The following is a 15,560-nucleotide window of genomic DNA, read 5'->3' on the forward strand; positions in this document are numbered from 1 at the left end:
AGGCTAAGCTGGCTTCGTCACCGCGGTAGACAAGCTGTCATCGCATGCAGCCGCCAGGTGGGGGCCTCGGGAGCTACATATACGGTCACCTTTACATCTGGGTCTATCTTCGTACCGTAGATGAACCGCCCCTCCTTGGTCTCCGTCTGACTGAAGTCGAACTCCAGTTTATAACCGAGAACCTGGGCAATGGTGTTTTCCATTAGCGTTTGAGCTTGATCCAGGTGAACATCCAATGATTCGTCGACACGTTCGTAATCGGCCGTGGCTCGCAGCGCTCGTTTGAACTTGTCCTTGCCACAGCGGATGTCCTTGTCCGGGCGCTGTAGGATGCGCAGCTTCTTGAGCGGATTCTTGAAGATGCTGTTGGTCTCTAGCTGCTGGGTGTCCTTTTGTAGCTCCGCCGCCGCTTCTCCCAGGGAGGGCTCGGAAGTGCATCCCGAGGTCAGCATCACCAGCGCCAAGCTGACGGCCAGCAACCGGGCGACGCGCATTCAGTACCTCCGGAGGGGTTGACGCCGGGACCTATCAATCCTTACCCACCCGGCCCGCTTTCGCTACACCCCTCCCATACTCGTTTGTCAGCCAAGGGGAGTTGCCAGGTCACGCCGACCGCTGTCATCAGCCAGGGCAGGGGCATGTCCTCGCGGTTCAGAGCCGTGATCCGTTCGGCCAGCGGCTCGCTCATCGTCATAGTCTCACCTTTCGAATACTTTCCGGTGCTCGCGATGGGAGACCGAAAGAGGACTATCTAATTCATGTCCGACCCGATTCGTCTCCGGCCAAGAAAGTGGTTTACCGCTTTCTTGACAACACTTTCGCGAGCAGGATTTCTGTGCCTAGACTGCCTTACCGGTAGTTGACCTGCTACCGGATCGGCAATCCAGGCTAGAGCGGATGATGACAGCCGTTGGTCTGCCCGGGCTGGATTCGATATCACCGGCTGGACATTAAGTCCGTTTTTTCCAATTCGAGAGGAAATACGATGGACAGTGCGCCGTCTCTCGACCCTGGATCCCCCCGCGTGCGGTTCGGCGCCGAGATGCGCCGCCTGCGGCTGGCCGCCCAGCTCTCACAGACCGCAGTGGCCAGACGCCTCGGCTGCACCCAGACCCAGATCAGCCGCCTGGAGAGCGCCAGCCGGACGCCATCCAAGTCCGATGCCGAGAGACTGGATCTGCTCTATGGGACCGCCAACGGCATCTCCTTCACGGGAATTCGCGAGCACATCGTCGCCCAGCCCGGCGGCCCGACCTGGTTCTGGAACTGGGCCGAGGAGATCGAACCCAGAGCCACCGTCATCCGCTCCTGGGATCCCCTCCTGGTGCCCGGCCTGCTCCAGACGGAGGCATATGCCCGGCAAATCTTCAATCTGGAGCCCCAAACCACTCCCGAGGAGGTCGAGGAGCGGGTCGAGGCGCGGGTGCGGCGGCAGAGGATCCTCGATAGAGAGAATCCTCCACGTGTCGTCGTGCTCTTCGATGCAGGGGTGCTACGCCGTAAGGTCGGTGGAGCCGAGGTGATGCGCGAACAATTCGATCACCTACTGGAGGCCGCCAGGCGCCCTTCTGTCTCTATCCAGATCGTCGACCCGGAATGCCTTCCCGGCCTGGCGGGCGCTTTCATGATCGCTGAACTCCCCGACGGGCAACCCGCCACCATTCACACGGACTCGCCGGCCAAGGGATACGTTACGAACGACCACGAACTTATGACTTCCATTCAAGAAAGATATGAGGCGATACGGCTATGGGCTTATCCTGAGCGTGTATCCCTCAAGATGATCGAGGAAGCGAGACGCGAATGGACCTGAGCGCTGCCATCTGGCGGAAATCATCGCGATCTTCAGGAAATGGTGGCCAGTGTGTCGAAGTAGCCGCCAACCTGCCCGGAGTCGTCGCGGTCCGTGACAGCAAGGACCCCAACGGCCCCAAACTACTCTTCACCCCCACCGAGTGGAGAACGTTCGTCGGCGGCATCAAAACCGGTAAGTTCGACCACTAAACCGGTTCCGGTCAGGAGAAAACACCCCTTCAGACTGTGAAAGCGCCGTGAGGCAACACGACTCTGGCCCTATCCTGAGCCGTGTTGCCTCAAAAAGATCAAGAAAGGAAAGCAGCAATGGACCTGAGAGCTGCCATCTGGCGGAAATCATCGCGTTCCTCAGACAACGGTGGCCAGTGCGTCGAAGTAGCCGCCAACCTGCCCGGAGTCGTCGCGGTCCGTGACAGCAAGGACCCCAACGGCCCCAAACTACTCTTCACCCCCACCGAGTGGGGCACCTTCGTCCACGGCATCAAGACTGGAGACTTCGACCGCTGATCCTGTCTCGGTCGGGGACCCCCAGCACGCATCCCTCAAGAAGATCGAGGAAGCGAGACGCGAATGAACCTGAGCACTGCCATCTGGCGAAAATCATCACGTTCCGGATCGAACGGCGGCCAGTGCGTCGAGGTCGCTGCGAACCTGCCCGGGATTGTCGCGGTCCGGGACAGCAAAGACCCGAACGGCCCCAAACTGCTCTTCACGCCCACCGAGTGGGGCACCTTCGTCCGCAGTATCAAGACTGAAGACTTCGACCGCTGATCCTGTCTCGGTCGGGGACCATCAGCACGCATCCCTCAGGAAGATCGAGGAAGTGAAGCAGGAATGGACCTGAGCGCCGCCATCTGGCGGAAATCATCACGCTCCGGTGGAAACGGTGGCCAGTGTGTCGAGGTGGCCGCCAATCTGCCCGGGGTTGTCGCGGTCCGGGACAGCAAGGACCCGGACGGCCCCAAACTGCTCTTCACCCACGCCGGGTGGGGAGCGTTCGTCGGCGGTGTCAAAACCGGCGAGTTCGATCGTTGACCTGGTCTTGGTCCGGAGAAACCGTCCTTTCAGACCGGGATGGTGGTCCGGACCGAGACCAGGGCAGAATCGCTCTCTTCGCCGATATCGGCCGATCAGAAGAGAGTCCCGTCCGGTGGGAACAGGCCGTCCTCGAAGGGGTCGGCCTGTTGCGGCACCGGATCTGAGCCTTGCGTACGGCCTACTGCTGGTGCGCTGGGAGTCGCCCCGTGGGTGGCGCGTGCCTTCTTGGCCTGGCTGCTCTTTCTGAGCTTGCGGACGCCCGTCTCCGGCTCCTGCCGGTGGCGGTAGTGGTTGAGCGCCAGCAACTTGTCGAGGATGTCGAGGCGGGCCTGCGGGCCGACCGTCCAGCGAGTCCCCTGGCCGTGGTCATGGAACCCGTGGTCCAGGACCACATCGGACCACGCGGGCAGAGGGGCCTTCGCCTTCCGGGCCTCATAGTCACGGATGGCCGGTTCCCGCTCCTCGTCCAGCGCGTACGCCTCAAGAACCGCCTCATCGACCTCGGCGTGTAGCTCCCTGATCCGCTGGATCTTCGGATCGAACTCGGCCGGGTCGTTCACCAGGTTGTAGAGCTTGGTCAGCCCGAGATCGCACTCCAGCATGAGCTTGCTTCGGAGGCTGTGCAGTTCTTCTGCTATCTCTTCCATCCGCTTTGTGAATGTTGGTTGAGCGAGCGTCTCGCAACAGTCTGAAGGAGCGAACACCGGGTCGGCCTTCATCGTGGAGCTTCGGGTCACCGTCCAGAAGTACTGAAATGCGCTTGTTCGCAAGGCCATCGCTGCAGCCGACGATGCTGGGAACACCACGAGCTTCTGATCGAAGACCTGCCCGCTAGGAACTAGAACAGGTATCTGAGTCCGACTTGTTTGTGCAATGACAAGCACCCGGTCAAGGTCCGCGATGGCCTCGTACAGGCCCGGTGCCCGCTCTGCGTACTGCCACCACCGTTCCCGACGAGCCTGCCGTTTGTTCCGTTCTCGAAAAGGCTTGACCTCGCGTTCAACAATGGCGAACGGCTCGGGATATTCCTGAGCCCGCTCGATCGGCCAGTCCCGAAAGTTGATCACCCAGCGGCGGCCCGAGCCGTCCGGCCGGGAGTTGAGGTCCTCCCCGTTGAGGTAAGGGAACAGCACCTCCCGATTGCGCGGGTCAGCCTTGATCAGGGCGGCTGCTTCCTCCGGAGACATGGTGAAGCCAAGACCGAGGACATTCGACCCCTGAAACGATTGGCCGGCATTGGCCGCCAGGCGGTAGGGCAGTCCCTCCATCCGGCCTTCCGGGTCGAGAGAAGAGGTGATCGAAGGCACCTCCCGGCCGTCACGAAGCCGCCGTTCTCCGGCCCCCGGGTGCCCGGCCCAGACGAGCGACACCTCCAGTGACGCCGTCCCCGGCCACGGCTGGGACTTGACGGTCCGGTAGACCCGCCAGTCCCGCTCGTACGCCTGGTCGAGACCCACCTCCCGGGTGCCGCCCTGGGCGATCGTGTTGGTGGCGATGATCCCCACCCGCCCGGCCGGGGCCACCGCCAGGTCGCGGAGCAGGAAGTACGAGCACAGGTCCGCGCTACCGCGCCTGCCCCCGGCGACGTACGTGACGAGGAACTCCCGGACGTCGTCGCCGATGGCCCCGGTGAGCCGCTGCCCGCCGATGAACGGCGGGTTGCCGACCACCGCGCTGAACCCGCCGTGCCGCATGACCTCGGGGAACTCCAGCGGCCAGTGGAACGGCCTGATCGGCTCCGGTCTGCGTCCGCCGCCGGTGAGCATGGGCGTGATCAACCGGCGGACCCGGTCTTCGGCACCCACGGCCGCGAGGACGGCCCGATACAGCTCGCCGTCCTCCACCACGTCGAGACTTTCCACCAGCCCGGCGAGACGGGAGCCGTACCCCTCCTCGCCGGGGTCGCCCGCCAACGTGATGGTCATGACGAGCGGGGCGAGGACCTTCTCAACGTCCTCGGCGAGTTCGGCCAGAAGTTCGCCGTACTCGTCCTCGTCCGTCTGCTCCTCCCAGTGCGGACGGCGGTTCTGCTTCTTGCCGTCGGCGGCGGCGAGCGCGGCGGCGACAACGGCGTCCGCGGCGAAACGGAGCCGCCCGGTGAGCGCCTCGGCGGTGGCGAGCCTGGCCTCCAGCTCACGACCGTGGGCGGTGTCACGAACCGGCTCCCGCTCGATCTCGACGCGGAGCCGCTCGGCCTCATCGAGGATCGACGTGACCGTCTCCGCCAAGGTGTTACTGAGCCGGGAGTTCCGAAAATTCCCCGCCTTCGCGTCGAGGTCGAAGGCGACGAGCTGCCGGTCGTCGACAACGCCGATCAGGGAGTCGCCGCAGCGCAGCGCGTGGTCGAGGAAGGAGAACGGCCTGTTCTTGGCCAGCGTGACCAGCCAGAGCGACAGCTTCGCCAGCTCAACGGCCTGGTCGTCACGGTCCACCCCGTAGACGCAGCTCGCGGCCACCCGGCGGCGGGCCTCCAGCAGCAGGCCGTCGCGGTCGTAGTCGGGTCCGACCGCGTCCAGGATCTCCCCCGGCACGCCGTTCCGATCCCAGTCGTCGACGATCCGGTCCGCGATGTACCGGCAGGCGGAGACGAGGAACGCGCCCGAGCCCATCGCCGGGTCGAGCACCTTCAGCGCCAGCAGCTCGTCCCAGCGCTTGGCCTGCCACACGTGCGGCTCGGCGCCCTCGGCGGGGCCGGGAGAGAAGCAGAGCGGGGCCAAGGTGTGCTCGACGACCTCCTCGGCGAGCGGGCGCGGCGTGTAGTGGGTGCCGGTGGAACGCCGGTCGCCGACCTGGGTGATGATCAGTGATCCGGTGGGGAAGACCGTGGGCCAGCCCCGCAGGTCGCGGCGGAGCAGGCCGAGGAACGGGGCCGCCCGGTCGGCCAGTACGTCGTCGTTGTCACAGGCCGTACGGAGCCGTTCCAGGTCGTCCGGCTTCGCTGCGGCGGTCAGCGCCTTGGCGGCCCGGTTCACCGTCGTGTCGCAGGTCCGGACCGCCCAGGCGGCGAGGTCCGCCTCCTCGCGGCGGGCACGTTCCAGCTCGGCCAGCGGGAGCTCGGGCTCAAGTCTGCCGAACAGCCCGGCGTACGGCTCGGTCACCCGGACGCAGGAGAACTCCAGCAGGCCCTCGTAGACATGGCCGATCTGCTCGACGTTGAGGCCCTTGTAGCTGAGCCGTTCCGGGGCGCCGCTCTCGCCGACCAGGATCAGCAGCGCCCGCAGGATCTCGTGGACGACCCGATCGGTGACCTTCATGTCGGCCAGCCAGCCGAAGCGCTCCGGGTCGAAGAGCGCGCCACCGTACGGCGGGATGCGCATGTCGTCGTGCTCGCACCCGCCGTACACGGCGCCGAAGAGGGCGAGCAGCCGGGGCCAGGCGGCCCTCCGCCGGTCGCCCACCGCTTCACCGTGCCTGCTCCGCGCCTCCTCCAGCTCGTCGAAGAGGCCGCCGACCGAGTAGGAGTGGGCATAAAGCTCGGAGTCGACGGGCAGCAGGCGCTGGTCCTCGGCGTAGAGCAGGAAGACCAGGCGCATCATCACGCTCAGCGTGCCCTGGTAGACCCGGCGTTCGGGCACGTGCGCGAGGAGCCGGCCATCGGCCTCCCGGTCGAGCCGGGCGAGCTCGCCGACCAGCAGCTCGACGGCGCGCAGCACCTGCCTGCCAAGGGTGGTCGTGACCTCGGCCTGCGCGTCGGCGCTGCGGGAGAACAGCCCGGCCAGGCTGTCGGTGGGGTCACCCGCCGCGTCGAGGGCGGGTTTGAGCACACGGGTCGCACCGAGCAGCGTGACGAAGGCGCGGAGCAGGTCGCGCTCCTCCAGCCACAGGTCCGCGTCGAAGGTCGCGACGGTGGAGGGTTCCTGAACCCGGGCGTGCACCAGGATCCACAGCCGCCCGTTGGTGAGCAGTGCCAGCGGCACGCCCCGCCGGCGGCAGAGGTCGGCGGCCTCCTCGACCGCGGAGCGGCGGTCCCTGGTCGCCCTGGTGAGGGGTTCGGCCCAGCCGCGCCGGTAGATGTGCAGCCGTTCGGCCCGGCCACCGGCGCCGTCCGGGCCGAAGGCGACCCCGTCCGGCCGTACCCGCGTGTCGGCTGGGCCGTACCCGCGCACCTCCTCGGGCAGCTGCGCGCCTTCGGCGATCAGCGGGCCGGTCAGTCCGAGCAGCTCGCGGAGGATGAAGTCCTGCCAGGCGGGGTTCAGCTCGTCGGGAGCGGCCTGGACCTCGTCCCACGCCTGGATGAGACGTTCCAGTTTCCGCTCGGGAAGCGCCTCCAGCCCCTGGGGCAGTGCTCCGGCGAGCACGCCGACCGAGACGAACGGGCCGTCCGGCCGGAGCAGGCTGATCCAGTCGGCGTGCTGGCGGGCGATCGACGGGGTCGCGATTCTGCGGCGCGGTGGCATCAGGCCCCCCGGTGCGCGATCGAGGCGGGCACCAGGAAGGTGACCGCGGCCGGGAACCAGCGGACCGTCGGATTGGCGTAGCGGCGGGTGATCGCCTCGATCTCGTCGGCGAGCTGCCGGGGAATCGACTCGCGCCGCTCGACGAGGGCCTCGCGGTCCCTGGCGAGCTGCGTCCGTTCCTCGTCGGCCTCGAAGAGGCTGGGCTGCCAGTAGCCGTCGTCGTCGAGGGCGGCGGTGATGGTACGGCGCAGCTCGTCGAGGACGGCGGTCATGGCGGCGATGTCCTTCTCACAGCGGGCCTGAAGGTCGGTGGCGTGCCGGTTGGTGCGCCGCCTGGCCCGGTCGGCGAGAATGCCCGCGACCTTCGGCTCCAGCTCCAGCCGCTCCCAGACCTCGGTGAGCCGGTCGAGCACCTGCCGGGGCGGCGGCTCGTCGGTGGCCGCGGCGAGCCAGCTCTCCAGACTTTCGGCGTTCACCCGGGTCAGGCGGCCCTCGTCGAGGGTGCCGCCGCCGAGGACGACCTCCTCGTGCAGCCGGGTGCCCTCGTCCCCGGTGACGACGATGCGCATGTGCGCCACCACGGCGGGAGAGGCGATCAGGTCCGCGGGCACGACCCGGGCGGTGACCCGTGCCAGCTTCGCACCCCCGCCGACCCCGGATGCCCACAGCTCGGCGCGGAGCAGGTGCAGGCACATCTGGACCAGGCGGCTGCCGAGGTGGAGCAGGACCACGTCGGTCCGGTCGGCCGCCGCGTCCTGGTCGAAGGTGACCACCCGCTCCGCGTGCGTGACCGGGTGCAGCAGCCCGTCGTTGCGGGCCTCCGCCCACGCGCCGGACAGCGGGGGCAGCCGGAAGCAGCGCGCTTTCAGCCCCTTGGGAGGGTCGGCGTCGAGCAGGTCCCTGTTGTGGGCCAGCCGGAGCGCGGTGCGGACCACCCGCTCCACCGTCTCCGGGGTGAGGTTCAGCTTCGTCCGGCTGCCGCGTAGCGTCTCGGTGAGCTTCTCCAGGTCGGCGGCGAGATCACGGCGGATCTTCAGCTTGGCCGTACCGCTCCGCTTGGTGATCTCGGTCTCGGCGGCCTGCCAGTCGGCGGGCCGCCCGAGCATCTTCCGCTCGACGTTGGCGGCGATCACGTCTCCCGCGCTGCCGAGGTCCTCCCGGATCTGGTCGACCTTCCTGACCGCCACGGTGAGGAACTGGAGTTCGTCCTCAAGCGAGCCTTCCCGAGCGTCCCGCCAGTCCGACGGGACGAAATGGAAGATGTCCACCTGCGGTGCCGGCTGGCCGTGCCGGTCGATCCGGCCGTTGCGCTGCTCCAGCCGGTTGGGGTTCCACGGGATCTCCCAGTGCAGCAGCCGGTGGCAGTGGTCCTGCAGGTTGATGCCCTCGCTGGCCGCATCGGTGGCGAGCAGGATCCGCATCGGGTCGAGATCCGGGGAGTCGCGGAAGACCTTGCGGATCCTGTCCCGCTCGGCGTCGTCCATTCCGCCGTAGAGGCAGGCGATCAGCCTGGCCGGGTAGCCCGCGTGGATGAGCTGATCCCGCAGCCAGTTCTGGGTGTCGCGGTACTCGGTGAAGATGATGACCCGCTCGCCGTTGTCGTCGTTCCACTCCCCGTCCGGGCGGACGATCGGGTCGAGCCAGGCGCGCATCGCGTCGAACTTCGCGTCCGGCTGCTTCTTCGCCTCCCCCGCCCAGTCGCGCAGCTCGCCAAGGAGCTTCTTCTCCCCGGCGGTCAGTGGCGGCAGCAGCCGGCGTGCGGCGGTCAGCGCGCTCGTCTCCGCCTCGCCGTACGCGGCGTCGTCCTCGGCGGTCTCCTCCAGCCGGTCCACGAGCGGTCTGAGCACGCGCGCCTGTGCCTTGGCGGGCAGGGGCCGCTCGCCGTCCTCGCGCCGGACCATGGTCTCCAGGTGCTTGTCGACGGTGCTGAAGAACGCCTGCGGAGAGGAGAACAGCCGCTTCTTCAGCAGCATCGTGACGAAGTCGGCGGCGCTCCGCTGGGCGTTGCCGCCGGAGGTCCGTCTCCGCGACTCGGCGTACTCGGCCAGTCTCAGGTGCGCCCGACGTTCGAGCTCCGAGTAGCGGACGTCCACATCGTGGATCTTCCGGGTCGCGAACCGCGACGAGCCATCCCACTTCGGCGGCAGCTCGCTCTTGAGCCGGCGGATCATCACCTGGGCGAGCTGCTCGTCGCTGGGCGGGACACCCCGCGCGAATCGCTGGTCGTCCAGCAGCTCCAGCAGGGCGGTCCACGAGTTCTGGTAGCCGTTGTGCGGGGTGGCGGACAGGAACAGCCGGTGCTCGCAGTGCGGTGCGAGCTCACGGATGACCTCGGTCCGCTGCGAGTCGACCGCGTACTTCCCCCGGGTCGCCGGCGCGCAGGTGTGCACCTCGTCCACGACCAGCAGGTCGAAGGCGCGCGGGTAACGCGGAACCGGGGGGAGCACGTCGCGCAGCAACCGCCGGGGACGGTCGCGCTTGAGCCAGTCGACGCTCACGATCAGCCGCGGGAAGTGCGTCCACGGGTTCGCGTAGAGTCCGCGGGTCCGGCGGAGCTCCTTCAGCAGCCCGCTGTCCACGATCCGGAAGTCCAGCCCGAACTTGTCGCGCATCTCGTCTCGCCACTGCAGGGTCAGGCCCGCCGGGCAGACGATCAGCATGGTGCGGGCCCGGTGCCTGAGCATGAGCTCCTGCATGACCAGCCCGGCCTCGATCGTCTTGCCCAGGCCGACGTCGTCGGCGATCAGGAGGTTGGTGCGCGGCATCGACAGCGCCCGCACGACCGGGTCGAGCTGGTACTCCTCGATCTGGATGCCCGAACGGAACGGCGCCTGCAGCACCGTCGTGTCCGCCGAGGCGATCGCCCCCCACCGGACCGCGTCAAGGAACGCGTCCAGATGGCCGGGTGGGTCGAACCCCCGCGCGGGGCTGGGCAGCGCGTGCTGCTCGTACGCGGCGGCGCCCGGCTCCAGCTCCCAGACCACCCGGAGCCGCTCGTCACGGGCGTCGTCCTCGATGCTCACCAGGCTCACCACGTGGGGAGCTCTGGACGTGAGTGCCCTGTCATCGGAGCCGGCCACACTGCCCTGGCGGACGTCGGCGACGACCCACGGCCGGTTCCGGACGGTCACCACCTGGCCGATGGCGGGCAGCGCCGAGGTCTCAACCGCCACCTGCGTCATCGCCGCTCCCCACCCGAGTCATCATTTTCAACTGTCTTGCCTCATGGCATAGATCGGCGACTACGTCCTACCACGATCCACCAATGTTCCAGAGCGTATCGATAAGGATTCGCCCCGGCGAAAAGCAGCGGCAGGGGCCACGGCGTCGCCGCGTTTGGGGCTCACGGCGCGGCCACCTCACCGTGATCCTCATCCGGCAGCGCGCGGGTGAGCCGCGCGGTCAGCTCGGGATCGGCCAGGATGCGAGCGGTGGCGCGCCACTCGACGATGACCCGGTGCAGCGTGGAGTGGACGTCCAGATCAACCGAGTCCCGGGTGGCGTCGACGAGTTCCCGGACGAACTCCCGCGTCTCCTCCACGGAGAGATGCCGGACCCATGGAAAGACCTGGGGCAGCGCGTGCAGGACGGCGCGGGTGCCTTCATCGTTGGCCGGCAGCGCGGCGATCATGCGGGCCGCGACGTCCGCGGTCTCTTCTCGCTGATGGTCATGCCGGGCTATTGAGATGAACAGGTCCTCTCCGTCGCGGCGTGTGACGCGCACGCGATGGAAGCAGTCGATGATCTCGGCGACCCGTTTGGAGTGCTTCGACAGGTCGGAGAACAGCACGGTCGGCATTGCCATACCCAACCGTACTTCGGAACACGTTCCGAAGTGACCGCCGCCGTTTCTCCAACCAGACCAGCAACTTCACCAGGCTCCGCCTCCCGGTCGAGGACACCCTGGTGACCGAGGTACTTCCTGGCCTGCAGAGCGCCCTTGAGGTCACGCACCGCGCCGGGGCCGACTGCCCGGCACAACACCATGGAGTGATAAATCCGCATAAATGCCGACCAAATCTTCTTCTGATAAGTGCCGTTTACAGTTTTTCCGGTGACCAATACCAGACCGGCTACCGACAGCGGATCCCGCAGGGTGACCGGTGTTCGCGAGCAGGAAGAACTCCTATAGAGGCCCCGAAGCCATCTGGACAATACCGACCGTTTCCTATTGCCTTCAGAGTTGGAAACGGGAAACACCGGAACAGGTCTTGTCTGTCCGACATCGGCTAACACAGTCTTGCAAACGATGATTCACGGCTGCTCGGACAGGCGGTGACGGAGGTTCATGTGGTCCAGCAGCCAATCACCTTCGGAAGGGAACTTCGGAGGCGGCGTCTCGCCGCCGATCTCACCCTTACCGATTTATCCAGGCTGGTTCATTACAGCAAAGGCCAGCTCAGCAAGGTCGAGCGAGGTATCAAAGCGCCGAGCCGCGAGTTGGGCCGCCTCTGCGACGTCGCACTCGACGCCGGAGGCGAGCTCGCAGCTCTGGTCCGCGAACGGCCTCCCAAAGAAGGACTCACGCAGGAGAGCGGTGACGAGGATGAGGTGTGGCTGATGCGGTTGTCCTCAGACGGGCAGAACCGGTTCCAACCCATGAGCCGGAGACAGGCGCTGGCCACGGGGGCGGCTTCGATCGCGGGAATGAGCATCGGCGGCCCGGCAACCCCGTCCGGCGCCGAGGACACGACGCTCCTGGGAGTGTCCCGATCGCTGTTCGACCAGTATCGGCAGCTCGGTCAGACGGTCAGTCCCGGGCTCCTGCTCCCCGTACTCATCGCGCAGACCCATACGCTCCGGGAGCTATCCGCCAATGCCGGTTCCCAGACCCGTCAGGGGTTGCTGAGGCTCGGTTCCCGGTACGCCGAGTATGTCGGCTGGCTGGTGCAGGAGACGGGAAACGAACAGGCGGCGCTGTGGTGGACGCAACGCGCCGTTGACCTGGCGGCTGTCGGCGGTGATCATGACCTTGCCGCCTACGGACTGGTCCGCCGGGCACTGGTCACCCTCTATCGCGAGGATGCGCCCCAGACCGTTGAGCTGGCCCGGCAAGCGCAGAACGGCAAGGTCCCGCCGCGGATCCGCGGCCTGGCAGCGCAACGGGAGGCACAGGGCCACGCGCTCGCAGGTGACTACGACGCCTGCATGCGCAGCCTGGACCGGGCGCGTGCGCTGCTCGTCGGCCACGCATCCGACTCTGACGCGCCCGTCATCGGTACCACCAACCTGTCCGACCCGGTCGCGATGATCACCGGCTGGTGCCTTTACGACCTGGGACGGCCGGCCGAAGCCGCCGAAATCATGGAAACACAGCTGGCGCAGGTGCCGCCCCGGGCACTGCGCACGCAGGTCCGTTACGGAGTGCGCTGCGCACTCGCCCACGCCGCTGCCGGGGAGATCGACCACGCGTGCGATGTGATCAGCCGACTGCTGGGCAGCGCTGTCACGGTGAGTTCGGCCACCATCGCCGCGGACCTGCGCAACCTCGCCCGTGCCCTGGCTCGTCACCGACGGAACCGGTCGGTGCGCGATCTCAATCCTGAACTCAGCGCGACCCTGCAGATCATCGTTTCGTAGAGAGGGAACCCGCTATGCCCGACGTGTTCATCAACTACCGCACTGGAGACGGCGAGAAGACCGCTCTTCTCCTCGAAAAGGAACTATCCGCAATTCTCGGGGGAGAGGAACGGATCTTCCGTGCCACCAGGTCCATCAAACCTGGCCAGCGCTTCCCCGAGGAACTGCTCGGCAACGTGCGGCGCAGTACCGTCCTCCTCGCCGTCATCGGCCCCAACTGGATCCAGCCCCCCAGACTTCGTGACGAGGACGACTGGGTCCGCCGGGAGCTCCTTGAGGCGTTCACCCTCGGCATACCGGTCGTGCCGGTTCTTGAAGGGCACAGGACAAAACGGCTGGACCGGGCGGAGTTGCCGGTGGAGCTGGCCTGGCTCACCGAGACCCAGTCGGTGCACGTGGATCTGGAGGATCTCCAGGCGGACCTCACGCGTCTCGTCGCCAGGCTCGCCGATTGGGTGCCGTCGTTCAGAACGACGAAACGCCCGGCCCCTCAGCCTCCGCCCCCTGGCTCCATCACCAACTCGGCGGGCGACGTTCATGGCACGGCCATCCAGGGCCGCGACATCACCACCGGCGATGTCGGCACCGTCATCAAAGGCGACCACGGAACTATTCACGCTGGTAAGGGCGATATCTACCGCGACTCCCAGCACTTCTCCGGCGATGGGGCGGCATACGTCGCCGGAGACAACCACGGAGGGATCAATCACCGGTTCGGCGGCTCCCGCAAGGACAAGAAGGGCGACCGTTGAGCGACCAGATAAGGTCCTCCGTCTCCGTCGGCCACGGAGCGGCGGTGCACGCGGGCAGCGGCGACCAGATCGTCTTCTCGCTGCTGGCCGAAGCCGCGGGCAAAGATCCCCGGCGCATTGCCGATGACCAGCTGTCGTGGCTCCGGCGGCGCTTCCTTTCCCCCGGAGGCTTCGCCAAGGCGGCTGCGGCCCTGGAATCCCACGGCACCGTATTCCTGGATGGAACGCCGGGCACCGGAAGAAGGACCGCCGCCTGGATGCTCCTGGGTGAGCTGCACTCCGGGAGCGAGACGTTCCACGAGCTCCTACTGAAGGACAAATCCCCCTACCTGAACACCAGCCAGGTCGGCGAAGGCGCTTTGGTGCTGGTGGATCTGTCCGCGATCCCCAATGAGCAGGTCTGGGCCGAGGTCCAAGGCGAGCTTCCCGACCTCCGCAAGGTCGTGCACGAGCACAGCGCTCATCTGGTGGTGATACTCCCCACCGGGAGAGTCGAGCGGCTCGGAGCGGATCTTGGTGCCTACCGCGTCAAAATCGTCCGTCCAGCAGGACAAGTGGTACTCCAGCGTTATCTTCGCATGGAGCGAATCCCGGTAGCCGAGACTGATTCGGCGCCTCAGGCCGCCTCAGACTTCCTGGCCAAGAACCCCTCGATGCAGGAGATCGCCGACTTCGCCGCCCTCGTCGTCGAGGCACGGGCAACGGCGGAATCAGCAGGTGGATTCGCCGGCTGGTGTGAGAGCGCCCTGGCCGCATTGGACAACCACCAGGGCAAGCTCGTCACCGACGATCTCGTCGAACTGCGCAAGGGGCCACAGCGAGCACTGCTGCTGGCCACGGCCATGCTGCACGGAACCCATATCGACGTCATCCACCGGTCCGCTGTCGCACTGCTGGAAGGGGTGCGACATCCCCACGACGAACGTCCTCTCCTAGAGCAGGCGGACCTCGCCGTGCGCTTCCAGGAGATCAAGGCGACACCCGACGCCTCCGGCCGGGTGCGGTTCGACAAACTCGGATACGACTCGGCGGTCCGGGCCCACCTATGGACTCACCGCCCGGAACTACGGGAGCCCATCCAGCGATGGGTCGGTGACACCGTGGGCCTGACGGACTTGGAGACGGACGACCGCGACAAGCTGATCAAGCGGTTCGCCGAGCAGTGCCTGCACGACAGGTACCGAGACCTCCTGCTGACTCTCGTGTCTCAGTGCGCGAAGGACACTGGGAACGGCTTCCGGATGGGCGCGGCCATTCAGGCACTGCGGCACGGGCTCCAGCACGAAGAGCACGGCCGGTTCTTCCGACAGAAGATCTACGACTGGTCGCGTGAGACGAACCTGCCCAGGGGCCTCACCCAGGTGATCGTCGTGGCGTGCTGGAAGGTGATGGCCGTGCGCCACCCGGACCAGGCCATGATCCGGCTCCATCACCTGGCGCGCAGGGAACGCGGAACCACACATGCCCGCGACGCGCTCGTGCAGTTGGTGGGCGCCGACGCCCAACTCCGGGTCCGGATGCTGGAGCGGTTGGTTCAGCGGCTCCAGCTGGAAGAATGGCCGATCGATGCCGACCTGTTCGTGGAGTTCGCCGATCCGGCAGCGCTCACGGCCACCGGACCACACACGCGCGCGCCTCTGTCCGACCCCGACCTGAGAGAGCAGCTAATCATCGGCTGGAGCATCGCCTTCCACCGGCGTCCGTACGAGGTCTGGCGCACACAGGTGGAACGCTGGATCCAGACAGCCTTCGCCGATGAAGCACATCGTGAGCATCTCCTCGACACGCTCGTCGCCGGTGGCGGGCAACATGCGGACCTCCTGGCCCGCCTGCACGTCATCACCCGAGACCTGGCCCGCCCTGGGACGGACGGACAGGAACACCACGCCTTTCTCGTCGATCGCGTCCTACGGAAGATCAACTTTTCCATGGGTATCTGGGCCGTGTGAGCCGCCATCGTGACAACAGATCAGGGAGA

Annotated in this window: 12 protein-coding genes; 8 read left to right on the forward strand and 4 right to left on the reverse strand. The window is 66.8% G+C overall.

Annotation, left to right across the window (positions count from 1 at the left end; translation table 11 throughout):
- Nucleotides 1-17: 17 nt before the first annotated feature.
- Nucleotides 18-494 carry a hypothetical protein gene (locus OIE13_RS20205; protein WP_326637556.1) on the reverse strand — a complete coding sequence of 159 codons (477 nt, stop codon included), beginning with the start codon at nt 492-494 and terminating at the stop codon, nt 18-20.
- A 530-nt stretch (nt 495-1,024) separates the two neighbouring features.
- Between OIE13_RS20205 and OIE13_RS20210 the strand changes: the two genes are divergently transcribed.
- From OIE13_RS20210 to OIE13_RS20230, 5 genes are all read left to right on the forward strand, one after another.
- A complete protein-coding gene (locus OIE13_RS20210; RefSeq protein ID WP_326828556.1) occupies nt 1,025-1,813 on the forward strand; it encodes a helix-turn-helix domain-containing protein in 789 nt (262 codons plus the stop codon).
- On the forward strand, nt 1,804-2,004 hold the full coding sequence (locus OIE13_RS20215) for a DUF397 domain-containing protein (protein WP_326637552.1): 201 nt from the start codon (nt 1,804-1,806) through the stop codon (nt 2,002-2,004). The genes OIE13_RS20210 and OIE13_RS20215 overlap by 10 nt, the downstream gene beginning before the upstream one ends.
- Nucleotides 2,005-2,121: 117 nt before the next feature.
- A complete protein-coding gene (locus tag OIE13_RS20220; protein WP_326637550.1) occupies nt 2,122-2,322 on the forward strand; it encodes a DUF397 domain-containing protein in 201 nt (66 codons plus the stop codon).
- A 63-nt stretch (nt 2,323-2,385) separates the two neighbouring features.
- Complete coding sequence (locus OIE13_RS20225) at nt 2,386-2,586, forward strand: DUF397 domain-containing protein (RefSeq protein WP_326637548.1); 201 nt, start codon at nt 2,386-2,388, stop codon at nt 2,584-2,586.
- 63 nt (nt 2,587-2,649) lie between these two features.
- The gene (locus tag OIE13_RS20230; RefSeq protein ID WP_326637546.1) at nt 2,650-2,850 is read left to right on the forward strand and encodes a DUF397 domain-containing protein; all 201 of its coding nucleotides are present in this window, start codon (nt 2,650-2,652) and stop codon (nt 2,848-2,850) included.
- A 95-nt stretch (nt 2,851-2,945) separates the two neighbouring features.
- Here OIE13_RS20230 and OIE13_RS20235 read toward each other — a convergent pair whose 3' ends face one another.
- The 3 genes from OIE13_RS20235 to OIE13_RS20245 form a co-directional block, all read right to left on the reverse strand.
- Entirely contained in the window at nt 2,946-7,250 is a 4,305-nt protein-coding gene (locus tag OIE13_RS20235; protein WP_326828557.1) for an Eco57I restriction-modification methylase domain-containing protein, read from the reverse strand.
- Nucleotides 7,250-10,432: a DISARM system SNF2-like helicase DrmD gene (drmD, locus tag OIE13_RS20240; protein WP_326828558.1), complete on the reverse strand. Its 3,183-nt coding sequence runs from the start codon at nt 10,430-10,432 to the stop codon at nt 7,250-7,252. Before drmD ends, OIE13_RS20235 begins: the two co-directional genes overlap by 1 nt.
- A gap of 161 nt (nt 10,433-10,593) precedes the next feature.
- On the reverse strand, nt 10,594-11,055 hold the full coding sequence (locus OIE13_RS20245) for a hypothetical protein (RefSeq protein ID WP_326637540.1): 462 nt from the start codon (nt 11,053-11,055) through the stop codon (nt 10,594-10,596).
- A gap of 485 nt (nt 11,056-11,540) precedes the next feature.
- Between OIE13_RS20245 and OIE13_RS20250 the strand changes: the two genes are divergently transcribed.
- Genes OIE13_RS20250 through OIE13_RS20260 form a run of 3 tightly spaced genes read left to right on the forward strand, consistent with a single transcriptional unit; the run spans nt 11,541 to nt 15,531 of the window.
- Entirely contained in the window at nt 11,541-12,830 is a 1,290-nt protein-coding gene (locus OIE13_RS20250) for a helix-turn-helix transcriptional regulator (protein ID WP_326637538.1), read from the forward strand.
- 14 nt (nt 12,831-12,844) lie between these two features.
- Entirely contained in the window at nt 12,845-13,582 is a 738-nt protein-coding gene (locus OIE13_RS20255; RefSeq protein ID WP_326637536.1) for a toll/interleukin-1 receptor domain-containing protein, read from the forward strand.
- The gene (locus OIE13_RS20260) at nt 13,579-15,531 is read left to right on the forward strand and encodes a hypothetical protein (RefSeq protein ID WP_326637534.1); all 1,953 of its coding nucleotides are present in this window, start codon (nt 13,579-13,581) and stop codon (nt 15,529-15,531) included. Before OIE13_RS20255 ends, OIE13_RS20260 begins: the two co-directional genes overlap by 4 nt.
- Nucleotides 15,532-15,560: the final 29 nt, after the last annotated feature.

It is taken from the genome of Streptosporangium sp. NBC_01810, from assembly GCF_035917355.1.
In the GTDB taxonomy this organism is placed as follows: Bacteria; Actinomycetota; Actinomycetes; order Streptosporangiales; family Streptosporangiaceae; genus Streptosporangium.